Genomic DNA, 21,650 nt, shown 5'->3' with positions numbered 1-21,650 from the left:
AACTTCCGTCGCAAGCCGCTGAAGCCGTTTCAGCGAAGCCTTCGATTATGCACCGGTTTTTTAATGCCAGTCAAACTTTTTGAAGACTTCTTTGCTGACCACAATCAACGCTCCGGAGAGAGCCAATTGCTTCGAACACCTTGCGGCATTCATCAGCGAAGCCCACGAGTATATGACAGTTTTCGGCCCATGCAAGGCTGCCAGCAAGAAACTTGAAGAGGGCCCTCAAGCCCCTCATACAGGGCCGCCTCTTCCTCAGCCGCCAAGCCCAGACATCGGCTCCTCCGATAATCCGCGCCACATGGCACTCATCACACTCCTCGACGCTCAACTCGCGTTCGGTCACGTCCCGCTGCTGGATCATGCGGACTTCTCTCTTCTCGAATCGGAGCGTATCGGCCTGATCGGCCGCAACGGTGCTGGCAAGTCTTCCCTGCTCAAGATACTGGGTGGCCTGGAGAAGACCGACGACGGCACTCTCCAGTTGCAGCAGAACCTCCGTGTTGCGTATGTCGCGCAGGAACCCGTGCTGGACATGGACGCGGATGTATTCACTGCAGCCAGCCAGGGCCTGGGCCCCGTCATTGCCATTCGCGATCTCTATCTCTCCGGTGCGGAGGGCCTTGATCTGGACGCACTCCAGTCCCAAATCGAAGCCTTCGACGCCTGGAACTGGGAGCAGCGGGTCGAAGAAACGCTCCACCGCCTCCACCTGGACCGGGACGCCCGCGTTGGATCGCTCTCCGGCGGCACCCGCAAGCGCGTCGCACTGGCCCAGGCGCTGGTGGCCGCGCCCGACGTACTTCTATTGGACGAACCCACCAACCACCTGGACCTCGATTCCATCGAATGGCTCGAGCAGTTGCTGATCGACTTCAAGGGCAGCGTGGTCACCGTCACCCACGACCGCAGCTTCCTGAACCGCGTCGCCACCCGCATCGTCGAGCTGGACCGGGGCAAGCTGGGTTCCTACCCCGGCAACTTCGAGCAGTACCTCCTGCAGAAGGAAGAACAGCTCGCCCAGGAAGCCGTGATCAGCGCCAAGGCCGACAAGCTCCTGGCGCAGGAAGAAATCTGGATCCGCAAAGGCGTCGAAGCACGCCGCACCCGCAGCCAGAGCCGCATCAACCGCCTGCAGGAACTGCGCTCCAGCCACGCCGCCCGTCGGAACGTGCAAGGCAGCGTGAACATGGACGTGGCTTCCGGCCAGTCCAGCGGCAAGATCGTGGCCGAACTCACCGATGCCACCAAGTCCTTCGGCGAGAAGACCGTCATCCGCAAGTTCAGCAGCACCATCCTGCGCGGCGACAAGGTCGGCCTGCTCGGGCCGAACGGCGCGGGCAAGACCACCCTGCTGAAGCTGATCCTGGGCGAGCTCGAGCCCGACACCGGCAAGATCCGCCGCGGCACCAATTTGCAGGTCGCGTACTTCGACCAGATGCGCGACAAGCTCGACCTCGACGCCACGCTGGAAGACTTCATCAGCCCCGGCAGCGAGTGGATCGAGATCGGCAGCCAGAAAAAGCACGTCAAGAGCTACCTCTCGGACTTCCTGTTCTCGCCAGCGCGCGCCAACTCCCCGGTCCGCTCCCTCAGCGGCGGCGAGCGCAACCGCCTGCTGCTGGCCCGCCTGTTCGCCCGCCCGGCCAACGTGCTGGTACTGGACGAACCCACCAACGACCTCGACATCGACACCCTCGAGCTGCTCGAAACCCTGCTGCAGGACTACGACGGCACGGTGTTCCTGGTGAGCCACGACCGGACCTTCCTCGACAACGTGGTGACCAGCACCATCGCCTACGAAGGCGACGGCAGCTGGCGCGAGTACGAAGGCAGCGTGCAGGACTGGCTGATCCAGTCCAGGCGCGCCCGCGAGATCGCCGAGCAGCGCCTTGCCTCGGCACCCGCTCCAGCACCAGCGCCCGCCCCGACCGCGGAACCCGCAGCAGCCCCTCGGACAGCCGTCGCCCGCAAGAAGCTCTCTTATAAGGAGCAGCGCGAACTGGACGTCCTCCCCGCCCAGATCGAGGCCCTCGAAGCCGAGCAGAAGCGCATCACCGAGATGCTCGAACTCGACGGTGGCGCCATCTACGCCACCGATGCCTCGCGCGCCGCCGAGCTGGCCGAGCGCCACGCCAACATCGACGACGAGCTGATCGCCGCTCTGGAACGCCAGGAAGAACTGAGCGCCGGGCGCTGATACCGGCCCCGGTCGTCCGCCTGTCCGACGCACGGCGGGCGCAGACTGGGATATACATGCTGCTCATCCCACAAACACCGGGAGAAGCCGCATGCCTTCCTCCTTCCAGGCGTTTTGCCGCCGATCCGCCGCGCTTCCCGCGCTCGGCGCACTTTTGGCATTCCTGTTCCTCTGCGGTTGCGCGCAATTGCCGAAGAACGTCGAGCGCCCCGTCTCGACTGCGATCGCCTCCCCAGCCAGCGGCACCGCGCTGGCGGACCTGGTGCAGCAGCGCCGGCAGGCCGACAAGGCCCGCTACGAATCCGGCTTCATGCTCATGGGGGGCCCGCAAGCGGCGTACGGCAGCCGGCTGGCACTGATCGAGGGTGCCCAGAAGACGCTGGACCTGCAGTACTACGCCATCCACGCCGATGCCAGTACCGGCCGCCTCGTGCGCGGCCTGCGGGCAGCCGCCGAGCGCGGCGTGCGGGTACGCGTGCTACTCGACGACTTCCACACCACCGGCCGCGACGCGGCGGTGCTGGGGCTGGCCTTCATCCCCAACATCGAGATGCGGCTGTTCAATCCGATCGCGGGCTCGCGCGATTCCCGCATCAGCCGCTTCCTCAATTCGATCGACGACGCCGCGCGCATCCAGCAGCGCATGCACAACAAGCTGTTCATTGCCGACAACGTGCTCGCCGTCACGGGCGGGCGCAACCTCGGCGATGCCTATTTCGGCAACGCGATCAACGGCAACTTCATCGACGTCGACGTGCTGGCGGCCGGGCCCATCGTGCAGGATCTCTCGCGCAGCTTCGACAGCTACTGGAACAACGAGCGCGCCTACCCCGTGCAATCGCTGATCACGCGCGAGAAGCTGGAGGCCATGCGCGACCGCGCGCGCAAGGCGGACCAGGAACTGGCCGAGGAGTCGGCCCGTGCCCAGGACGCGAACGGCAACCCGAAACCACCAGACGGCGAGCCGCGCCCCAACGCGCCTCCCACCGCCGCCCAGCGCGCCCGCGCCTGGGACGAAAAGCCGCTGGACCTGCGCACTGCCACCTTCATCTGGGCTCCGGCCGTGATGCTGGCCGACAAACCCGGCAAGATCCCCGCCGACTCGGATCCCAGCAACGCGAAGGCACCGGGCCTCGTGGTCAGCCGGCCCGACGACAAGGCCGGCACCTCGCGCGGTGCGGCTTCGCTGGAAGCCGCCTCCGATCGGGCGGCCAACGGCGACACGGTGGTCGAGGGCCTCCTGCAGCTGATCGGCCAGGCGCGCACCGACCTGGTCATCATCTCGCCCTATTTCGTGCCCGGCAAGGACATGCTGCGGGCTTTTTCCGAAGCCCGCGGGCGGGGCGTGCGCATCCGCGTGCTGACCAACTCGCTGGCCTCGAACGACGCACCGGTGGCGCACGTGGGCTACGCGCGCCACCGCAAGGACCTGCTCAGGATGGGCATCGAGCTCTACGAACTGCGCAGCGAGCAGGCGGGTGTCGGCAATGTCTTCGGCTCCTCGGAGGGCGACAGCACTCCCGGCGGATCGCGCGCGATGCTGCACTCCAAGGTGCTGGTGATGGACAGCCGGCTGCTGGTGGTCGGCTCGATGAATCTCGACCTGCGCTCGCAGTTGCAGAACACCGAGCTCGCGCTACTGATCCGCAGCAACGAACTCTCGCGCGCAGCGTCGGAGCAGATCGAGCGCGGCATGCGCGAGCGCTCGTGGCACGTCGATCTGGTGGACGGATCGCTGCTGTGGCACGCGCCCGAAGGCAGCGACCTGAAGGACACCCGCACCGAGCCCGACGCGAGCGCCATGCTGCGGCTGATGCTCAAGCTCTTCGGGCCGCTGGCGCCCGACCAGCTGCTTTGAAGAGGCTCAGTGCTTGTGCTGATGCGCCGGGCCGGCGGCATCGGCACCTTCGGGCGCGCCCACGGGCAGCGCCACGTCCAGCGCGGTCTTCACGCCCTTGGCGTCCTCGAACTTCAGCGTCATCGGCACGCTCGCGCCCTTGGCCAGGGCCCCCTTCAAGTCCATCATCATCACGTGATAGCCGCCGGGCTTGAGCTCGACGGTCTGGCCCGCGGGCAGGTCGAGGCCGCCGGTGAGTTCGCGCATCTTCATGGTGTCGCCTTCCATCTTCATCTCGTGCACTTCGGCGATGCCGGCTGCCGGGGTCGAGATGCCGACCAGCTTCGTGCCGGTGGGCGCAGTGAGCTTCATGAAGGCGCCGGTGCCGCTCTGGCCCGGCACCGACTGGCGCACCCAGCCATCGCGTACGTCGACGGTGGCCACGCCCTGCGCCACCACGTTGAGCTTCGCAGCCGGGCTCTTCAAGCCCACGGTCGAGTTGCCCGAGGCCGGTACCTCGGCCCAGTCGGCCACGCCGACGTCGCAGGTCTGCAGCACCTTGAACCACAGCGTGCCCGGCGCCGCAGGCACCTTGCCATGCAGGACGAACTCGGCGCGCTCGCTGCCGGGCAACGCGTTCTCGGGCTTCTCGGCGGTCCAGCGCACTTCACCATCGCCGCCCGTTCCGCCCTTCTGCACGTCGAGCTTCCAGCCCTTGCGCGCCTGCGCGTCGCTCAGCACGAAGCCCTTTGGCAAGCGCACGGCGAGGCCAGTGGTGGCCTTGGCGCCTTCGCAGGCGTGGCCGACGCGGAAGGCGGCGTTGTAGTCGCTGCCCACGGTGGCGCCGCCGGGCGGCAGCGTGACATGCGCGGAGGCGGCCGCAACGCCCGTCAGCATGGCGCAGGCAGCGAGAGTCTTGAGAGTGGTCGAGGCATTCATGGCGAAAGATCCTTGAAGTGGAAGAGGGTCAAAGGTCGAACTTGAGTTCGGCCACGTAGGTGCGCTGCAGGTATGGGTGGAAGGCCCAGTACCTGTTGTTGTTCAGGTTGTCGATGCCGAAGGACGCGCTCCACTGCCGGTCGATCCGGTAGCGTACGCGCGCGTCGACCACGAAGAACTTCGAGAAGCCCATGTACGCGGCGCCGTTGGGGTCGCTGTTGTCTAGCGTGCCGTACTGCCTGCCGCTGTAGCGCGCGCCGAGGGTGTAGCTCCAGCGGGCATCCGGCCGCCAGGTGGCGAGCAGCGTGGCGCGCACCTTCGGCACGCGCGGCTGGTCGCGGCCGACGCTGGCCGCAAAGCCGCTGTTGGCGGTGATCTTCGAGCGGGTCAGCGTGAGGCTGCCGCTCAGGTCGAGCCCCCGCACGCCCACATCGACCGCGTTCATCGCCACCTCGAACCCGCGCGTGCGGATGGCGTCGACGTTCTGCACCGTGCTCACGAGGTTGGTAAGCGCCTGGGTGTAGAGCGCGTCCTTGGTGTTCTCGAAGAACAGCGTGGTGCGCAGCACGCCGTCGAGGCCCCAGCCCTTCATGTCGCGCTCGGCGCTGAGCTCGGTCGTCCACGAGCGTTCGGGGCGCAGGTTCGGATTCGTGTTGACGATGCGGTTGCCGTCGATCGAGCCCTGGTAGAGCTCGCTCACCGTCGGCATGCGCACCGCGCGGCCGGTCGAGGCCTTGAAGAGCCAGTCGGACGTGGCCTGCCACGCGATGGCGGCCTTGGGCGAGTCGTAGCTGTTCTTGCGCGGCGCGAAGTTCAGCAGCGTGCTCGCGTTGCCGAGCTGGCCGCCGTAGGCCTGCCAGCGCTCGTGGCGCAGGCCGAGCGTGGTCTTCCAGTCCTTCGCGAAGCGCCATGTGTCCTGCGCGTAGAGCGACTGCAGCCGCGTGTTGCCGTTGAAGGCCGAGAACGGCGTGACGGGCGATCCATTGATCCAGTCGAGCGTGTTGCCGACGCTGGTACGCAGGCGCGCCGTGTCCTGTTGGAAGCCGAAGTCGACCACGTGCGCGCCCACGCCTTCGGCCGAGCCGGTGGGCCGCCAGGTACCGGCGGCCTTGAAGGTGTTCCAGCCGGAGCCGCCCATGTCGGTGGTGCGGCCCGGGCCACCATTGAAGGCGCCCGGCAGCGGCGTGGTCGGTGTGCGCGAGGTGTCGCGCGAATAGTCGAACAGGCTCGCCGCCACCTCCCAGTCGAACACGCCGCCGGTGTGGCTCTTCACCGAAAGGCCGTGCATGTAGTGAGTGAGCGCGGTCTCGGTCGGCGCGAGCGCGGCGCTCGGCGAATCGAGGTTGTAGGTACGCCCGCCGATGTTCACGCGCCCACCGTACACCGGCCGGCCGAGGGCATCGCGCAGGTACGTGTCGACGCTGCCGTGCGTGGTGTTGTTCCATGCGCCCAGCGTGTAGGTGGCGCGCACCGTGGGCGAGAAGTCGTAGGCCACCTTGAGCTTGGCCTGCTCCTGCGTGGTGTCGTAGATGGTCGAACCGCCCACCAGCCACCACGGCTGGTTCGATGGATTCAGCCCGAGCACCGCGCCGGTCACCGGCGTGCCCGCGCTGCCGACCGAGCCCCCGCTCACCAGCCGGTTGCCGAACACCAGCGCCTGCCCCTTGCTGTGGGTGCGCGACGCGCTGAGCCACCACGACCAGTCGCCGCTGCGGCTGCCCAGCGACAGGTCGAGCTGCTGGCCGGCGGGCGACGAATGGCTGTTGTACAGGTCGAAGTTCGACGCGAAGCCGCTGAGCTTGACGTGCGCCTCCAGTTGCGTGGGCATGCGAGTCACGTAGTCGACCACGGCCCCCACCGAGTTGCCCGGGTACGCGGCCGAGAACGGCCCGTACAGCACGTCGACCCGTTCGATTTCTTCCGGCGACACCATGCCCCAGCGCGGCGCGTAGGTGGCGCCGTTGCCCAGCGGGTTCGACAGCATGATGCCGTCGGCGTACACCATCGAGCGCGCGCTGTTGCCCGTGCCCGAGGCGCGCGTGGCGAGCACTGCGTGGTTGAAATCGCCGATATAGCGCTTGCGCACGACCAGGCTCGGCAGGTATTTGAGCGCATCCTCGCTGTCGGTGGCATTGACGGTTTCGACGATCTGCTCGTGCGTCACGCCTTCGATGGTGGTCGGGATCTGCGTCGGCAGCGAGGTCGGGCGGCCGCCGGTCACGGTGATGGTGCCGAGCGCGCGGCCGCCAGTGCCGCTTTCAGGCGTCTCGGCGGACTGCTGCGCCAGCGCAGGCGCGCCAAAGGGAAATGCCATGGCGATCGCCAGGGCGCGGGAGTGCTTTTTCAAGAGGAACCTTCTCCACGAAACTTCAAGCCAGATCGGCCGCTCATGCACGTCATCCGTGCGCATGCGGCTATGGTTTTGAGAGCGTCAGGAGAAAGCCGGGGGCCCGCGCGCCGGCAGCGGCGCCGCAGTGGCCGCTGCCAGGCGCGCGGCGGGAATGGCCTGGACCACGCGGCCCAGCGGCAAGGGAAGATCGAAAGCGGGAACCGCCACGGCCGGCGGCGGTGCGCCGCTCAGCACGCACAGCGGGCAGTCCATGTGCGAGGCGCCCATTTCCTGCGCGCCGTCTTCGGTGTGGACCACCACCTTGATGGAACCGGCGCTGGAACATACCAGCTCCATGGCCTGCGGGTTCACTAGCGGCGATGCCACCGCCACGCCCAGCGACAGCACGAACCACAGCAGCACCCCGCGGCCGACGAGGCCGAGGAAGCGGATGGGGTGGCGCAGCGTGTGCATGGCGGTCGCGATTATCTGCGCACTTTGCCCTTGGCAGGCGCCTTGCCCCCTTTGGCGGCAGGCGCAGCCTTTGCCGATCTACCGCCCTTTGCTGCGGCAGCAGGCGCACCCTTCTGCCCACGCTGACCCTTGGCGGCCCTGCCGCCGCGCACGGCCTTCGGCGCTGGCGAAGGCGCCGCCAGCGCCGGCATCGGCACCGCCGTCTGCGCCTGTGCATCGGTCAGCACCGGCGTCACGGTGAAGCCGCGCGCCGCCATCAGCGTGGGCAGTCCCTGCGGGCCGATCATGTGCAGCGCACCGACCGCCGCGAACACGCCCTTGCCACCGAAGTGCAGGCGCTCGATGCCGTCGGCCAGGTTCGGGTTGCGGTCGTCGAGCAGGCGCTTCATCAGACGCTGCTCGGCGGGTGTCTTGAGGCAATCGCACCACTCGGGGTAGCGGGCAAGCTTGGCCGCGTCGCTGCGCGCCCAGACGTCTGCCAACTCCTTGAGCTGGCCGCGCAGCTTGCCCGACTCCAGTTCATCGAGCGCCGCATCGACCTGCTCGGTCTCTTCGGTTTCGGTTCCGCCGGTCAGCACCTTCAACTGCTCGGCCGCGCTTTCGAGGGCGACGATCGGCTTGTTGCTGTTGCGGGCGGAAACCGCCAGCGTCTCGTCCACGCCGAATTCCGGATACAGGCCGTCGGCCCGCCCCGCCAGGCCCGCCAGTGCCGTGACCTGCAGGATCGGCTGCAGCTTCGACAGCGCGCCCGGAGGCACGCAGGCCTCGGTGTTCTGGCGCTCCAGCCGGCGGGCACGCTCGCCGCTGAGCATGCGCGCCAGCAATGCCGGATCGGCCGGCTGGCCCATGGTCCGGGCGGTGGCTTCGTCGTGCAGGTCCAGCTCCAGCGCGAGCACATCGCTCTGCGCGAGCGCCTTCTGGATGGCCGGGCCGGGCCGCACCCAGTCGCCGCGCCCGACATGGATGGTGCCGTAGAGCCACGAGCTGCGCCCGTCGCGCTCGATGCGCCAGAGCACCCCCCGGTCGATGCCGTTGCGCACGCCCATGCCCGGCTTTTCGAGGCTGGCGAGGGCCGAGGGCGGGCAGGCGGCATGCGCAGCCGCGAAGGTGAACAGAAGAGCGATGCCGCACATTCGTGCGGCGAGGATCCGGAGTATCCGCAAGGCTTGCTCCACGATGAAAGAAAGTCCGGCATTCTCACAGCACCGCTGCCCATAATCCGAAACCATGCAGAGCATCTTCCACCTGGCCTTCAACGTCCGCGACCTCGACGTCGCCCGCCGCTTCTATGGCGGCGTGCTCGGCTGCGCCGAAGGCCGCAGCACCGGCACCTGGGTTGACTTCGACTTCTTCGGCCACCAGGTTTCGCTCCACCTCGGCGAGCCCTTCGCCACCGCCCGAACCGGCCGCGTCGGCGACGTGATGGTGCCGATGCCGCACTTCGGCCTCGCGCTGGCCCTGCCCGACTGGCAGGCGCTGGCCGCGCGGCTCGAAGCCGCCGGTACCGAGTTCGTGCTGAAGCCGCAGGTGCGCTTCGAGGGCCAGCCGGGCGAGCAGTGGACGATGTTCTTCCTCGATCCGTTCGGCAACCCGATCGAGGTCAAGGGTTTCCGTTCGCTCGACACGCTTTACGACAAGTGACATGACCCCGCGCCGGACCGCCCTCCGCGGCGCCGCCGCACTCGTTGCGCTGCTCGGCGCCACGCTGGCGCATGCGCAGTTCGACTGCGAGCTGAACGGCCGCAGCGTGAACCCGGCCGACGGCAGCAGCACCGCGGGCAAGACCGGCCTGCTGCGCTGCAAGGACCGCGCAACCGGCGAGCTGCAGCGCGAGGAACAGGTGCAGAACGGCGTGTCGATGGGCCTGGTGCGCATCTACGAGAAGGGCAAGCTCGCCAAGGAGCACAGCCTCAATGCCAACGGCAACCTGCAGGGACGCGCCCGCGAGTTCTCGCCCACGGGCCGCGTGCTGCGCGACGCCACCTACGACGACGGCCAGGAGCGCGGGCTGGTGCGCAGCTTCTACCCCGACGGCCGGCTGCGTCGCGCCATCTTCTATCCCGACACCGGCAGCGGCAGCGAACGCGCATCGGTCGAATTCACCGAGCACGGCCAGCTGTCGGCGCTGCGCTGCGCCGACGCGCCCACTCTGGCCCCGGTGGTCGACGACGCCAGGCTCTGCGGCTTCACAGGCACCGGCCCGTCGCAAGTCGAACTGTTCGACGCGCGCGGCATCCTGCGCTCGCGGCTGTCGTACGTGTCGGGCAAGCGGGTGCGCTCGCAGAGCTTCTACGACAACGGCCAGACCGCGGCGATTGACGAAATCGTGGGCAACCAGCGCACCGAGCAGAACTACTCGTCCGAAGGCATCAAGCGCCGCGAGGCGGTGTACCTGCTGGTCGAGCGCGCGAGCGTGCGCCTGCGCGAGCAGGCCTTCTCCGAAAAAGGCGCGCTGGTACGCGACCAGCGCTGGAACAGCGCGGGCGAGCCGATCGTCGACGACAGCTACTACCTCAACGGCCAGCCGAGCAGCAAGTCTGCCTACAGCGGCAGCGGCGACACACGTACGGTGGAGATCACCGAGTTCTACGACAGCGGCCAGCGCGCCGCGCAGGGCCGTTACCAGGTTGTGGGCCGCGGCCGGCAGATTCCGGTCGGCACCCACCAGCGCTTCAGCGAAAAAGGAACGCTGCTGGCCGAATCGACCTTCGACGCCAAGGGCCGCGTGACGCGCGAGCGTGCCTGGGACGAGAACGGCGAGCTGCGGCGCGACGACGAGGTCTTCGAGGACGGCTCGAAAAAATAGGCTCGCCTCCTACCGGGGGCAACACCAGAGGCCCGGCAAAGCCGGTTCCTCGGTGTTTCGCGAAGGGAGAGAATCCCCTTTTGCGGCTTCAGTCCAGCTTGATGCCGGCCTGCTTGATGATCGGACCCCAGCGCTTCGATTCCGCGCGCGACAGCGCGGCGAACTGGGCGGGCGTGCCCGGCATCGGCTCCATGCCGAAGTCGTCGAAGCGCTTCTGCACGGCCGGCGTGCCGAAGGCCTTGTTCAGGTCGCCGTTGAGCTTGCTCACCACCGCCGGCGGCAAGCCCGCCGGGCCCAGGATGCCCTGGAACGCGAATACCTCGGTGTTGGGCACTCCCACTTCGGCCAGCGTCGGCACGTTGGGCAGCAGCTTGCTGCGCGCACCCGAGCCGATGGCCAGCACACGCACCTTGTTGCCCTGCATGATCGACAGGCCCGAGGCCAGGTCGAGGAACATGCAGGGCACCTGACCGCCCATCACGTCGGCCATGGCCGGCGCCGCGCCACGGTACGGAATGTGGGTGATGAAGGTGCCGGTGCGCACCTTGAACATTTCCATCGCGAGGTGATGCGGCGAGCCGTTGCCGGGCGAGGCGTAGTTGACCTTGCCGGGGTTGGCCTTCACGTAGGCCAGGAACTCCTTGAAGTTCTTCGCCGGGAAGTCCGGGTGCACCACGAGCGCCAGCGGAAACTTGCCGATGGCACCGATGTAGGTGAAGTCTTTCTCGGGGTTGAACGGCAGCTTGCCGAACAGGTGCTCGTTGAAGGCCAGCACGGCGTTGTCGGCCGACATGATCGTGTAGCCGTCGGGCTTGCTCTTGGCGACGATGTCGGCGCCGATGTTGGTCGATGCGCCAGGGCGGTTGTCGACCACGATCTGCTGACCCAGCGTCTGGCGCATCGATTCGGCTAGCACGCGCGCGATCACGTCGGTGCCGCCGCCCGCAGGGTACGGCACCACCCACTTGACGAGTTGCGCGGGGTACTCCTGTGCATGGGCGAAAGGCGTGGCGGCCACGGCGGCGCCGGATGCGAGCGTGGCGAGAAGGGTGCGGCGATCCATGGATCAGTCTCCAGTCGTTGTTTGCGGTTCGGAAGCGGAAAGCGATGGTACGGGCAGCGCGTGCAATGCGTCGGCCAGCGCGGCGCGGCAGCGCGTCTCGTCGCCGACCTGTTCGAACAGCAGCAGCGCGAGCCGCGCGAGGAACAGCGATTCGCGCTCGGCGCCCGCCTCGGTGATGGCGCGCGCGCACTCGGCGTAGAGGCGGTCGCGGGCGTCGGGGTTCAGCGGTGTCGTGTTCATGCGGGGAGCTCCTGGGCCGCGCGGGCCAGTGCGGGTTGCAGGGCGCCGGGCGGCAGGCGATGCCAGCGCGCGGCCACATGGCCGTCGGGGCGCAGCAGGTAGACCGCGCCGTCCTGTGCGCCGAGCGCTTTGAAGACGGCGGAAGAAGCCTGCGCGTCGGCACCGTTCACCTCCGGGGTTGCGATGGTGCGAACGACGAAAGGCAGCGCGCCTTGCCGTGCCTGCGCGAGGTCGGCGGCCGGCGGCGAGGCCACGTCGGGCCGCAGCACCAGCAGCGTGAGAGCCGGTGCGATCCAGTCGGTGAGATGGCCTTGTTCGAGGTGCTGCTCGGGCATCACCTCGCCCGGCAGCGGGCCAGCTGGCAATTGGTCGCCCTCGCTCGACAGCGGCGAATCGGTATAACGCACGGCCTGCGTCTGGCGCGGATTGATCAGTTGCGCGATGCCGCGGTGTTTTTCCGAGAGCGACAGCGCCGCCTCGCGCAGCAGGTCGAAGCCGCGCGACGGCGGCGACATGAACTCGGTGCTGCGCATCGCGTTCTCGGCATTCACGTGGAAAGCCGCGATGCGCTCCTGCGAGTACGAATCGAGCAGCGCCGCATCCGACAGGCCCCTGGCGACGAACGCCAGCTTCCACGCGAGGTTGTCCGCGTCGTCGAAGCCCGAGTTGAGGCCGCGCACGCCGAAGATCGGCATCGCATGCGCCGCGTTGCCCGCGAACACGACGCGGCCATGGCGGTAGCTGTCGAGCGTCATCGCGCCGGCGCGGTAGACCGAGGTCCACACCGTCTTCCATGGCAGGTGGCCTTCGCCGATGGCGTCGAGGTGGCGCTGCACGAACTCGGCCACGGCCGGCGGCTGCAGCGCCTCTTCGGTGTTCTGGCCCGGACGCAGCTGGTAGTCGATGCGCCAGATGTCGTCGGGCTGGCGGTGCATCAGCACGGTCGAGCCCGGGTTCCACGGCGGGTCGAACCACGCGCGGCGCTCGGTCGGGTGGCCGCTCTTGAGCTCGATGTCGATGATCACGTAGCGGCCTTCGTAGCCCGTGCCTTCGAGCGCGAGCCCCATCGACTTGCGCACGAAGCTCTGGCCGCCGTCGCAGGCTGCGAGCCACTGGCCGTGCAGCCGGTATGCGCCTTCGGCATTGCGCACGTCGAGCGTCACGCCGTCGCCGTCCTGCGCGAGGCCGGTGAGCTCTGTGCCCCAGCGAATGTCGATGAGCCCCGGCGTCGCCTCGTTGCGGCGGAAGATCTCTTCGAGCAGGTAGTGCTCCGCGTAGTACTGCTCGAGGTTGATCATCGGCGGCAGCTTCTGCTGCGCGTCGTGGGGCATCTCGAAGCGGAACACCTCGGCCGTCTTGTAGAAGCTGCGCCCGCCGGTCCAGGGCAGGCCCTTGGCCATGAAGCCGGGCAGCACGCCCAGGCGCTCCATGATCTCGAGGCTGCGCCGCGAGATGCAGGCCGCGCGGCTGCCCACGCACACCGTGTCGTCGGCCTCGAGGATCACGCAGCGCACACCGTGGTTCGCGAGTCCCAGCGCGAGCGCCATGCCGACCGGCCCGCCGCCCGCGATCACCACCGGATGGCGGCCGGGTTCCACACCGTCCTGTTCGATCGGCGGTGTCCAGGGCTTGTAGCGCGTGTAGTGGAAGGCACCGACCGACGGCGGCAGTTCGGTGGCGCTGGCTGGCGGAGGCACAGGGCCGCTGGCGGCATCGCCGGGGGCGGCAACGGAAGGGTTCGTCATCCGACGGGATTGTCCCGATGCGCGGCACACAGCAATGTCATAACTTCGTACGAGGTATTTACCCCATGAAACGCTGGCGCATCCACCCCACCGACACCGCGCTGGCCGCAGCCGTGGTCGGCGACGTGCTCTCCGGCGTGGGCACGGCGCACCTCGCCGCGAGCTACCTGAGGGCCATGCAGCGCGTGATGCCGGTGACCTTCTGTACCGTGTTCGCGGTCAGTGCCACGGGGCGCATCGAGGCGGTGTCGGCCGCCAGCAGCTACGGCAGCACGGCCGAGCGCACGTCCGAACGCTACGTGGCGCAGCGCTTCGATTTGCTCGATCCGAACATGGCCTGGCTGGCGGCGCGCAAGCTCCCCAAGCGTGCGCAGCTCTGGATGGGCCACCAGCGCGCCGACGAAGTGGCCGACCCGGTGTACCGAGCCGCCTGCTACGGCGACGTGGGCATCCGCGAGCGCGCCTCGGTGCTGTTGCTGCAGCCCACGGGCCAGCGGGTGGCCGTGAGCTTCTACCGCAGCCTCGCGCAGCCGGAATTCGGCGCGGCCGACTTCGAGCGCATCGAGGCGCACGCCACGCTCCTGGCCGATGCCACCGCCGCGCACGGCCGCAGCGCAGTGGCCGCGCGGGAGCCGGTGGAGCCCGCCTTCGCCTCTCGGCTGCTGAAGCTGAGCCTGCGCGAGCGCGAGGTCATCGGCCACCTGATGGCGGGCCGGACCGCCAAGGAAGCCGCGCGCGAGATCGGCGTGGAGCTGACGACGGTGCGCACCCACCAGTACCGAGCGTTCCGTCGGCTGGGGATACGGTCGCAGAAGGAGCTGCTGCGCGGCGCGGGGCCGCACTGAGCCTGCTCCTCAGTCTTCGGAAGCTTCTTGCTCCGGCTGTGCCTCGCCCGGCGCCCCGCCCTGCTGCGGCTTCACCAGCGACACCGGCGCCTCCTTCGGCCGCCCCGCCGTGGACACGATCTCCTGGTCGATGGCGCCGAACAGCGAGCGCCCGTCCAGCCCCTTCATCTCGATGCGGATGGTGTCGCCGAACTTCATGAACTCGGTGTAGGGCTGGCCGGTCTGTATGGTCTCGATGCAGCGCTTCTCGGCGATGCACGAATAGCCCTTGAGCCAGTCCATCTGGCCGTCCTTCTTCTCGACGCCCCTGTTGCTCACGGTGCCGCTGCCGACGATGCTGCCGGCGCGCACGTTGCGCGTCTTGGCGATGTGGGCGATGAGCTGGCCGAAGTGGAAGGTCATCTCCGGGCCCGCGTCGCACAGGCCGACCTTGCGGCCGTTCCAGCTGCTTTGCAGCGCGAGATGCACGCGGCCGTCCTGCCAGGCTTCGCCGATCTCGTCGAGCGTCACGGCGACGGGGCTGAAGGCGGTGGCGGGCTTGCTCTGGAAGAAGCCGAAGCCCTTGGCCAGTTCGGCGGGGATCAGGTTGCGCAGGCTCACGTCGTTGGCCAGCATCACGAGGCGGATGCCGTCGAGCGCCTGGTCGGGCGTGGCGCCCATGCGCACGTCGCCGGTGATCACGGCGATCTCGGCCTCGAAGTCGATGCCCATGGCTTCGCTGGGCACGATCACGTCGTCGGTCGGGCCTAGAAAGTCATCGCTGCCACCCTGGTACATCAGCGGGTCGGCGTAGAAGCTCTCGGGCACTTCGGCGTTGCGCGCCTTGCGCACCAGCTCCACGTGGTTCAGGTAGGCCGAACCGTCGGCCCACTGGTAGGCCCGCGGCAGCGGGGCCATGCACATCGACGGATCGAAGGGAAAGGAATGGCGTGCACGGCCGGTGTTGACGGCGTCGTACAGGTCCTGCAGCTGCGGACTCATGAAGCCCCAGTCGTCCAGCACCTGCTGCAGCCGGCTCGCGATGCCGGTGGCGTAGTGGGCGAGCGTGAGGTCGCGCGAGACAACGACGAGCTGGCCGTCGCGCGAGCCGTCCTTCAGGGTGGCGAGTTTCATGATGCGGTGCGTGCGTGAAGCGTCGTGAGGGCGAAGGACGCGGCGCGGGCACGAGGCCGGGCGCCGCTCCCACTTAAACTGGTTGAACGGGCGGCAGTGTACCGAGGTGGTCTTCGTGAACCTCCGGGTCGGCGCCTCACTCCACCACACCGATGCCGACGCTCGCCGCCCCCCCTTCGCTGCCCACCGGCCTGCCGGGGCGTCCGTCGTGGCGGGTGCTGATCGGGCTGACGCTGCTCGTGGCGCTGGTCCACCTCGGGCTGCTCGGGCTGGCGCCGGTGGCCATCGGGCCGGAGCCCTCGCCGCTGGCGAACAAGTTCAGCACGCGGACCATCGTGATCGCGCCGCCAGCCTCGGAAAAGCCCGCGGCGCCGGCTGCCGCCCCGGCGGAAGCCAAGCCTGCGCCGCCGTCCAAGCCGCGCAGGCCCCGCGAGCCGTCGGTGCCCCGGCCGAAACCGGCTCCTGCAGCTGTTACGCCAGCGCCGGAGCCAGACGCTTCCGTGCCCCCTGCACCGGAAACACCCGATCTGACGGCCCAGGCCGCTCCCGATTCAGGAGCAGCACCGCCCGAAGCAGCCGCCAGCGCCCCGGCCGGGGCGTCTTCCCCTGCCGGGGGCACGGGCGGCGGCACCAAGGCGGCTGGCGGCAGCGAAGCCTCGGGCACCATCGCCGGCACACAGGCGCTGAGGATTCCCGGCTCGGTCACGCTCGACTTCGAAGCCACGGGCCAGACGGGCGCCTCCCCCCAGCGGGGCGTGTTCGGCGAACTGGTCTGGCTGCAGGACGGCAGCCGCTACGACGGGCGGCTGACGCTCAAGGCGGTGTTCTTCACCTTGCTCAACTGGCACAGCACCGGCCGCATCGGTCCATCGGGGCTGGAGCCCGAGCGGTACTCCGAAAGCCGCAAGTCCGAGGTGGCTTCTCATTTCGTACGCGACCAGGGGCAGATCGTGTTCAGCAACAACGCGCCACCCGTGCCCCTGCTGGCCGGCGCGCAGGACCGCATGAGCGTCATGATGCAGCTCGGCGGCCTGCTGGCGGCCAGCCCCGGACGCTATCCAGCAGGCACCCGGATTTCGATCCAGACCGTGGGGCCGCGCGATGCCGACGTCTGGGTCTTCGTGGTCGGTGACGAAGAAAACGTGAGCCTTCCGGCCGGCGAATACGTCGCGCGCAAGCTCACCCGCAACCCTCGGCGGGAGTTCGACCGAAAACTCGAGCTTTGGCTTGCGCCAGCCTACGGCTACCTGCCCGTGCGCATCCGGCAGACGGAATCCAACGGGGACTTCGCTGACGCCCAATTGCGCAAACCCCTACCCGCGGCCCCTCCGAACTGAGGAGAAGGTCATTCCATTGGAACAAAAGCCAAAAAATTAGCCCGTTGGTTCTACAAGAATGACAACCTGTCTTGAAACTGGCGCGTTGATTGCTATGTAACCCTCATGAACGCCATCGACATCCTCACAGGGCCCGCCATGAACATGCTTTATGACTCGGAGTCTTTCGTCGTCGTCCACGTCCAGCCCAATGAAGGCGACGAACCCGCGCAGCCCAACGTGCCGGTTCTGGAGCGCCACGGTTTCGAGATCGTGGACAAGCGTTCGGGCAAGGAGGTCTACCTCGACGGCTCCTGGGCCGAGCTGTTCCAGCAGCAGATCGCCGCTTGGCAGCTCAACACCCCCACCCAGGAAGAAGTCGAGGACACGCTCGAAGGCTACGCCGAACTTGCCCATACGCCGGTGCTGGTGCACTGACGCAAATCCTGGCTCCAAAGACAAAGCGCCCTGCCCGGGCGCTTTTTTCATGAAGCCCCGGAGACCGAAAGAGACGACAGGGAAAAGCGGAAATGGACGGCACGGCGGGCGCGTGCCGAGGGCTAGTATGGCGCGATGCCCTCTCCAAACCGGCTTCCGCGAACTTCCCGGCGCCTGCTGCTTCCCCTGCTCGCCGCCACTGCATTCGCGGGCTGTTCGGCGTTGACTCCCGGCGCCGATACGTCCATTGCGCGCCGCATCGCAGCCCTCCAGCCGGTCGACGCCCTGCTGCTCGGCGAGCAGCACGACGCCCCCGAGCACCACGCCATCGAACGCGAAGCCGTCGAGGCGCTGGTCGCGCGCGGCCATCTCGCCGCGCTTGCGCTCGAAATGGCCGATGAAGGCCGCAGTACCGCGCGCCTCGCTCCCACCGCCACCGAAGCGCAGGTGCAGGCAGCCCTCGACTGGAGCGACAAGGCCTGGCCCTGGGCCAACTACGGCCCCACCGTGATGGTGGCCGTGCGCGCGGGCGTGCCCGTGGTCGGCGCCAACCTGCCGCGCACGCGCATGAAAGACGCCATGGCCGACGTCTCGCTCGACGTGCAACTCAATGGCGAGGCCTATACCGTGCAGCAGGACGCCGTGCGCGAGGGCCACTGCAAGATGCTGCCCGAATCCCAGATCGTCCCGATGACGCGCATCCAGGTGGGCCGCGACCGCGCGATGGCGCAGGCCATCGTCAAGGCAAGGCAGCCGGGCCAGACGGTGCTGTTGATCGCCGGCGCGGGCCACGTCGTGCGCACGCTCGGTGTGCCGCAGCATCTGCCCGACGACGTCAAGGTTGCCACGGTGCAAATGCGCGCCGCTGCCGCTCCGGCCGACGTGGCGGCGGGCGACTACGACAGCACGTGGCAGACGCCGCCGCTGCCCGAAAAAGACTATTGCGCCGAGTTCAAGCGGCTGACCAGGCCGCAGCCGAAGGCTTGAGCGCGCCGACCGGCCAGGCTAGTCACCGAACCAGAACAACAGCCAGGCGCTGACAGAGCCGAGCGCCACGGTGACGAGAAGAGCCTGACGACCCACAACAAGCGGCTGGTTCATCCAGCGTTCGATTTTTTCTGACATCTTCATCTCCAGCCCCGTGGTGAGGGCTGAAGAATGAAGCTCCTGCTGGTTTCTGTCAAAGCGGTAAAAATGCTTCGTCGACCATCAGTTCAAAACGAAAGTCGCACGGCTTCCCCCCGCGCAACGGCCGCCGTCCCGCTCAGGCGTGCTTTCTGATCGAATCCGCCAGCGTGTTCACCAACGTGTCGATGTGCGACTTCTCCACGATGTACGGCGGCGCGATCACCAGCACGTCGCCCGCGGGCCGCACCAGCGCGCCCTTGTGGAAGCAGTCCAGGAAGACGTCGTAGGCGCGCTTGCCCGGCGTGCCCGCGATGGGCGCGAGCTCCACCGCTGCGGCGAGGCCCAGGCTGCGGATGCCGACCACGTTCGGCAGGCCCTTGAAAGCACTGTGGAAGGCATCGCCCAGCACCTTGCCCATTTCGCCGGCGCGCGCAAACAGGTTCTCCTGCTTGAAGAGATCGAGCGTGGCGATGGCCGCGGCGCAGGCCACCGGGTGGCCCGAGTAGGTGTAGCCGTGGAAGAACTCGACCACGTGCTCGGGCGCGTCGGTCTTCATCATCGCGTCGTAGAGCTTGTCGCGGCAGATCACGCCGCCGAGCGGAATCACGCCGTTGGTCACGCACTTGGCGAAGTTCAGCATGTCGGGCACCACGCCGTAATAGTCGGACGCGAAGTTGGTGCCCATGCGGCCGAAGCCGGTGATGACCTCGTCGAAGATCAGCAGGATGCCATGCTTGTCGCAGATCTCGCGCAGGCGCTTCAGGTAGCCCTTGGGCGGCAGGTACCAGCCCGCCGAGCCGGCCACCGGCTCGACGATGATCGCTGCGATGTTGCTCGGGTCATGCAGTGGCAGGATGCGCGTCTCGAGTTCGACCAGCGGGTCTTCGGCCCACACCGGCTCCTCGTTGCGGATGTAGGCATGGTTCACCGGATCGTGGATGAAGCGCATGTGGTCCACGCGCGGCAGGAAGGCCGAGCCGAACACCTTGCGATTACCGGGAATGCCGCCCACGGACATGCCACCGAAGCCCACGCCGTGGTAGCCCTTCTCGCGGCCGATGAACACGTTGCGGTGACCTTCGCCGCGCGCGCGGTGATAGGCAAGCGCGACCTTCATCGAGGTGTCGGCGGCTTCCGAGCCCGAGTTGCAGAACAGCACCTTGTTGAGATCGCCGGGCGCAAGCGAGGCGATCATCTCGGCCGCCTTGAAGGCGCGGTCGTTGCTGACCTGGAAGGCGGTGGCGTAGTCGAGCGTGTCGAGCTGCTTCTTGATCGCCTCGTTGATGGGCTTGCGGTTGTGGCCCGCGCCCACGCACCACAGCGAGGAGATGCCGTCGATCACCTTCTTGCCGTCGTGCGTGGTGAACTCCATGCCGTCGGCCGCCACGAAGACACGCGGGTCTTTCCTGAAATGGCGGTTGGGGGTGAAGGGCAACCATTGGTTGTCCATGTTGAAGTCCTGCTGGGCCATGTCTCGCTCCTGCGGTTATGTGGTCGAGGAAAATCGCGATTCTGGCACCCCTGCGACAATCACGCCCCTGATGACGACCACTACGCCCACCTCGCCCGCCTACATCCTGAACCTCTCCTGCCCCGACCGTACGGGCATCGTGCACGCCGTGTCGGGCTTCCTGCTCGAACGGGGCGCCAACATCGAAGAGGCCGCCCAGTACAACGACCACGACACGGGCCTGTTCTTCATGCGAGTGCGCTTCGCCTGCGGCGAGCACAGCGAAGCCACGCTGCGCGAGGAACTGAAGACCTTCGCCGCCGGCTTCGGCATGACGCTACAGCTGCATGCCGCCGCCGAGCCCATGAAGACCGTGATCCTGGTCAGCAAGGAAGGCCACTGCCTCAACGACCTGCTGTTCCGCTGGAAGAGCGGCCTGCTGGCCATCGACGTGCGCGCCATCATCTCGAACCACCGCGACTTCTACCAGCTGGCCGCCAGCTACAACGTGCCGTTCCACCATATCCCGGTGACGGCCGCGACCAAGGCGCAGGCCGAGGCGAAGCAGCTGGAGATCATCGAGGCCGAGGGCGCCGAGCTCGTGGTGCTCGCGCGCTACATGCAGATCCTGAGCAACGACCTGTGCCGCAGCCTGGCCGGCCGCGCGATCAACATCCACCACTCGTTCCTGCCGAGCTTCAAGGGCGCCAAGCCCTATTACCAGGCGCACGACCGCGGCGTGAAGCTGATCGGCGCCACCGCCCACTACGTGACGGCCGACCTCGACGAAGGCCCGATCATCGAGCAGGACGTGACGCGCGCCGACCACACCGACACGGTCGAAGACCTCACGGCCCGCGGCCGCGACACCGAGAGCCAGGTGCTGGCGCGGGCAGTGAAGTGGCATAGCGAGCACCGCGTGCTGCTCAACGGCCACCGCACCGTGGTCTTCCGCTGAAGGAAGCCCGCCGGGAGGCGGGGTGTAGCATCTCGCGCCACAAGAAAGAGGAGAAGGTGCGATGCGACGTTGGATCGGTGGGGTGTTGCTGGCCGTGCTTGCGGCCGGCCTGTTTGGGTGTTCGGCCAGCGGGCCCCGGTTCTCGGAGATGGCGGGCAGCATGCCGTCGCTGGGTGAGAACGAGGGGCGGATCTACTTCTATCGAAATTCCATCGTTGGCATGGCGGTCCAGCCCGATGTCTCGGTCAACGGCCAGGTGGTGGGCACGTCCCGGCCCAGCAGCTTCTTCTACATCGACCGCCCGGCCGGCACCTACCGGGCCAGCGCCAGGACCGAGGCCGAAGGCACGATCGACGTCGTGCTGCGGCCGAAGCAGACCGCCTATGTCTCGATGAGCATCAGCATGGGCCTCCTCGTCGGGCATCCGAATTTCGAACGCGTTTCCGAGGCCGAAGGCCGGAAGGAACTGCAGTCGCTGGCCTTTGACGATGTCTTTGCCTCGGTCCGGACGGTCAAGGCTTCCGCTGATGCGCCCCCCGCAGGCGCAGCAGCAGTCTCCACAGCCCCTGCGGTGGTGAGTAAGCCCGTGGCCCCCGCAGCGGCGGTGGCCACCACGCCTCTCGTGCCCGCCCAGCCTCCAACGGCGACAGCAGCAGCGGCACCAACGCCTTCCGCCCGTGCCACGGCATCGGCAGCGCCCGAAGCCACTCCTTTTGCCAAGACTTCCCTGAACGATCTGCGCTTGCTCCTGCAGGCCAACCGTTGAGAC

20 protein-coding genes are annotated in these 21,650 nt (G+C 67.9%); 11 read left to right on the top strand and 9 right to left on the bottom strand.

All coding sequences use genetic code 11. From position 1 onward, the window contains the following. The 3 genes from ASC92_RS29255 to ASC92_RS10370 form a co-directional block, all read left to right on the top strand. The coding region (locus ASC92_RS29255) for a hypothetical protein (protein WP_235505769.1) at positions 1 to 216 on the top strand (216 nt) is incomplete at its 5' end. Positions 217 to 301: 85 nt separating this feature from the next. Then, positions 302 to 2,200: an ATP-binding cassette domain-containing protein gene (locus ASC92_RS10375; protein WP_056514319.1), complete on the top strand. Its 1,899-nt coding sequence runs from the start codon at positions 302 to 304 to the stop codon at positions 2,198 to 2,200. 91 nt (positions 2,201 to 2,291) lie between these two features. After that, a complete protein-coding gene (locus ASC92_RS10370) occupies positions 2,292 to 4,058 on the top strand; it encodes a phospholipase D family protein (protein ID WP_056514316.1) in 1,767 nt (588 codons plus the stop codon). 6 nt (positions 4,059 to 4,064) lie between these two features. Here the strand turns inward: ASC92_RS10370 and ASC92_RS29595 are convergent, their stop codons facing one another. The 4 genes from ASC92_RS29595 to ASC92_RS10350 all read right to left on the bottom strand — a co-directional run bounded on the left by ASC92_RS29595 (position 4,065) and on the right by ASC92_RS10350 (position 8,942). Further along, on the bottom strand, positions 4,065 to 4,976 hold the full coding sequence (locus ASC92_RS29595) for a copper chaperone PCu(A)C (protein ID WP_056514313.1): 912 nt from the start codon (positions 4,974 to 4,976) through the stop codon (positions 4,065 to 4,067). A gap of 28 nt (positions 4,977 to 5,004) precedes the next feature. After that, positions 5,005 to 7,290, bottom strand: coding sequence for a TonB-dependent receptor (locus ASC92_RS10360; RefSeq protein ID WP_056514343.1), 2,286 nt, complete (start codon positions 7,288 to 7,290; stop codon positions 5,005 to 5,007). A gap of 117 nt (positions 7,291 to 7,407) precedes the next feature. After that, complete coding sequence (locus ASC92_RS10355; protein ID WP_056514310.1) at positions 7,408 to 7,779, bottom strand: DUF2946 family protein; 372 nt, start codon at positions 7,777 to 7,779, stop codon at positions 7,408 to 7,410. Positions 7,780 to 7,790: 11 nt separating this feature from the next. Beyond that, the gene (locus ASC92_RS10350; protein WP_056514308.1) at positions 7,791 to 8,942 is read right to left on the bottom strand and encodes a TraB/GumN family protein; all 1,152 of its coding nucleotides are present in this window, start codon (positions 8,940 to 8,942) and stop codon (positions 7,791 to 7,793) included. Positions 8,943 to 9,006: 64 nt separating this feature from the next. Here ASC92_RS10350 and ASC92_RS10345 point away from each other — a divergent pair, with 64 nt between their 5' ends. Next, positions 9,007 to 9,420, top strand: coding sequence for a VOC family protein (locus ASC92_RS10345; protein ID WP_007835960.1), 414 nt, complete (start codon positions 9,007 to 9,009; stop codon positions 9,418 to 9,420). A gap of 1 nt (position 9,421) precedes the next feature. Continuing rightward, positions 9,422 to 10,585 carry a toxin-antitoxin system YwqK family antitoxin gene (locus tag ASC92_RS10340; protein ID WP_056514306.1) on the top strand — a complete coding sequence of 388 codons (1,164 nt, stop codon included), beginning with the start codon at positions 9,422 to 9,424 and terminating at the stop codon, positions 10,583 to 10,585. An 88-nt stretch (positions 10,586 to 10,673) separates the two neighbouring features. Here the strand turns inward: ASC92_RS10340 and ASC92_RS10335 are convergent, their stop codons facing one another. From ASC92_RS10335 to ASC92_RS10325, 3 genes are read right to left on the bottom strand one after another with little or no spacing between them, the layout of a single operon-like run. Then, positions 10,674 to 11,648 carry a Bug family tripartite tricarboxylate transporter substrate binding protein gene (locus ASC92_RS10335; protein WP_056514302.1) on the bottom strand — a complete coding sequence of 325 codons (975 nt, stop codon included), beginning with the start codon at positions 11,646 to 11,648 and terminating at the stop codon, positions 10,674 to 10,676. 3 nt (positions 11,649 to 11,651) lie between these two features. Then, positions 11,652 to 11,888 (bottom strand): hypothetical protein, encoded by a 237-nt coding sequence (locus ASC92_RS10330; protein ID WP_056514300.1) that lies wholly within the window; start codon positions 11,886 to 11,888, stop codon positions 11,652 to 11,654. Then, the gene (locus ASC92_RS10325; protein ID WP_056514296.1) at positions 11,885 to 13,633 is read right to left on the bottom strand and encodes an FAD-dependent monooxygenase; all 1,749 of its coding nucleotides are present in this window, start codon (positions 13,631 to 13,633) and stop codon (positions 11,885 to 11,887) included. The genes ASC92_RS10330 and ASC92_RS10325 overlap by 4 nt, the downstream gene beginning before the upstream one ends. Before the next feature lie 65 nt (positions 13,634 to 13,698). Between ASC92_RS10325 and ASC92_RS10320 the strand changes: the two genes are divergently transcribed. Next, on the top strand, positions 13,699 to 14,478 hold the full coding sequence (locus tag ASC92_RS10320) for a helix-turn-helix transcriptional regulator (protein ID WP_056514292.1): 780 nt from the start codon (positions 13,699 to 13,701) through the stop codon (positions 14,476 to 14,478). A 9-nt stretch (positions 14,479 to 14,487) separates the two neighbouring features. Here the strand turns inward: ASC92_RS10320 and ASC92_RS10315 are convergent, their stop codons facing one another. Continuing rightward, the gene (locus ASC92_RS10315; RefSeq protein WP_056514289.1) at positions 14,488 to 15,591 is read right to left on the bottom strand and encodes a fumarylacetoacetate hydrolase family protein; all 1,104 of its coding nucleotides are present in this window, start codon (positions 15,589 to 15,591) and stop codon (positions 14,488 to 14,490) included. 152 nt (positions 15,592 to 15,743) lie between these two features. Here ASC92_RS10315 and ASC92_RS10310 point away from each other — a divergent pair, with 152 nt between their 5' ends. The 3 genes from ASC92_RS10310 to ASC92_RS10300 all read left to right on the top strand — a co-directional run bounded on the left by ASC92_RS10310 (position 15,744) and on the right by ASC92_RS10300 (position 18,332). Then, positions 15,744 to 16,928, top strand: coding sequence for a DUF3108 domain-containing protein (locus tag ASC92_RS10310; protein WP_056514286.1), 1,185 nt, complete (start codon positions 15,744 to 15,746; stop codon positions 16,926 to 16,928). 105 nt (positions 16,929 to 17,033) lie between these two features. Then, the gene (locus ASC92_RS10305) at positions 17,034 to 17,345 is read left to right on the top strand and encodes a DUF3567 domain-containing protein (RefSeq protein ID WP_007835970.1); all 312 of its coding nucleotides are present in this window, start codon (positions 17,034 to 17,036) and stop codon (positions 17,343 to 17,345) included. 135 nt (positions 17,346 to 17,480) lie between these two features. Continuing rightward, a complete protein-coding gene (locus tag ASC92_RS10300; RefSeq protein ID WP_056514283.1) occupies positions 17,481 to 18,332 on the top strand; it encodes a ChaN family lipoprotein in 852 nt (283 codons plus the stop codon). A 277-nt stretch (positions 18,333 to 18,609) separates the two neighbouring features. On the opposite strand, the gene ASC92_RS10295 is transcribed toward ASC92_RS10300, so the two are convergent. After that, positions 18,610 to 19,944, bottom strand: coding sequence for an aminotransferase class III-fold pyridoxal phosphate-dependent enzyme (locus ASC92_RS10295; protein WP_056514281.1), 1,335 nt, complete (start codon positions 19,942 to 19,944; stop codon positions 18,610 to 18,612). A gap of 70 nt (positions 19,945 to 20,014) precedes the next feature. Between ASC92_RS10295 and purU the strand changes: the two genes are divergently transcribed. Both purU and ASC92_RS10285 read left to right on the top strand, forming a co-directional pair. Further along, a complete protein-coding gene (gene purU / locus ASC92_RS10290) occupies positions 20,015 to 20,881 on the top strand; it encodes a formyltetrahydrofolate deformylase (protein ID WP_056514278.1) in 867 nt (288 codons plus the stop codon). Between the two features lie 61 nt (positions 20,882 to 20,942). After that, the gene (locus ASC92_RS10285; RefSeq protein WP_056514275.1) at positions 20,943 to 21,647 is read left to right on the top strand and encodes a DUF2846 domain-containing protein; all 705 of its coding nucleotides are present in this window, start codon (positions 20,943 to 20,945) and stop codon (positions 21,645 to 21,647) included. Positions 21,648 to 21,650: the final 3 nt, after the last annotated feature.

This window comes from Variovorax sp. Root411 (assembly GCF_001425205.1).
GTDB lineage: Bacteria > Pseudomonadota > Gammaproteobacteria > Burkholderiales > Burkholderiaceae_C > Variovorax.
Note: the sequence above shows the minus strand (reverse complement) of the source record. Positions and strands in the feature narration are given on the sequence as shown.

Excerpts from the sequence above, each read along its gene's own strand:
- ASC92_RS10375 (WP_056514319.1), top strand. The coding sequence starts at position 302 with ATGGCACTCATCACACTCCTCGACGCTCAACTCGCGTTCGGTCACGTC.
- ASC92_RS10370 (WP_056514316.1), top strand. The coding sequence starts at position 2,292 with ATGCCTTCCTCCTTCCAGGCGTTTTGCCGCCGATCCGCCGCGCTTCCC.
- ASC92_RS29595 (WP_056514313.1), bottom strand. The coding sequence starts at position 4,976 with ATGAATGCCTCGACCACTCTCAAGACTCTCGCTGCCTGCGCCATGCTG.
- ASC92_RS10360 (WP_056514343.1), bottom strand. The coding sequence starts at position 7,290 with ATGGCATTTCCCTTTGGCGCGCCTGCGCTGGCGCAGCAGTCCGCCGAG.
- ASC92_RS10355 (WP_056514310.1), bottom strand. The coding sequence starts at position 7,779 with ATGCACACGCTGCGCCACCCCATCCGCTTCCTCGGCCTCGTCGGCCGC.
- ASC92_RS10345 (WP_007835960.1), top strand. The coding sequence starts at position 9,007 with ATGCAGAGCATCTTCCACCTGGCCTTCAACGTCCGCGACCTCGACGTC.
- ASC92_RS10340 (WP_056514306.1), top strand. The coding sequence starts at position 9,422 with ATGACCCCGCGCCGGACCGCCCTCCGCGGCGCCGCCGCACTCGTTGCG.
- ASC92_RS10335 (WP_056514302.1), bottom strand. The coding sequence starts at position 11,648 with ATGGATCGCCGCACCCTTCTCGCCACGCTCGCATCCGGCGCCGCCGTG.
- ASC92_RS10330 (WP_056514300.1), bottom strand. The coding sequence starts at position 11,888 with ATGAACACGACACCGCTGAACCCCGACGCCCGCGACCGCCTCTACGCC.
- ASC92_RS10325 (WP_056514296.1), bottom strand. The coding sequence starts at position 13,633 with ATGACGAACCCTTCCGTTGCCGCCCCCGGCGATGCCGCCAGCGGCCCT.
- ASC92_RS10320 (WP_056514292.1), top strand. The coding sequence starts at position 13,699 with ATGAAACGCTGGCGCATCCACCCCACCGACACCGCGCTGGCCGCAGCC.
- ASC92_RS10315 (WP_056514289.1), bottom strand. The coding sequence starts at position 15,591 with ATGAAACTCGCCACCCTGAAGGACGGCTCGCGCGACGGCCAGCTCGTC.
- ASC92_RS10310 (WP_056514286.1), top strand. The coding sequence starts at position 15,744 with ATGCCGACGCTCGCCGCCCCCCCTTCGCTGCCCACCGGCCTGCCGGGG.
- ASC92_RS10305 (WP_007835970.1), top strand. The coding sequence starts at position 17,034 with ATGAACGCCATCGACATCCTCACAGGGCCCGCCATGAACATGCTTTAT.
- ASC92_RS10300 (WP_056514283.1), top strand. The coding sequence starts at position 17,481 with ATGCCCTCTCCAAACCGGCTTCCGCGAACTTCCCGGCGCCTGCTGCTT.
- ASC92_RS10295 (WP_056514281.1), bottom strand. The coding sequence starts at position 19,944 with ATGGCCCAGCAGGACTTCAACATGGACAACCAATGGTTGCCCTTCACC.
- purU (WP_056514278.1), top strand. The coding sequence starts at position 20,015 with ATGACGACCACTACGCCCACCTCGCCCGCCTACATCCTGAACCTCTCC.
- ASC92_RS10285 (WP_056514275.1), top strand. The coding sequence starts at position 20,943 with ATGCGACGTTGGATCGGTGGGGTGTTGCTGGCCGTGCTTGCGGCCGGC.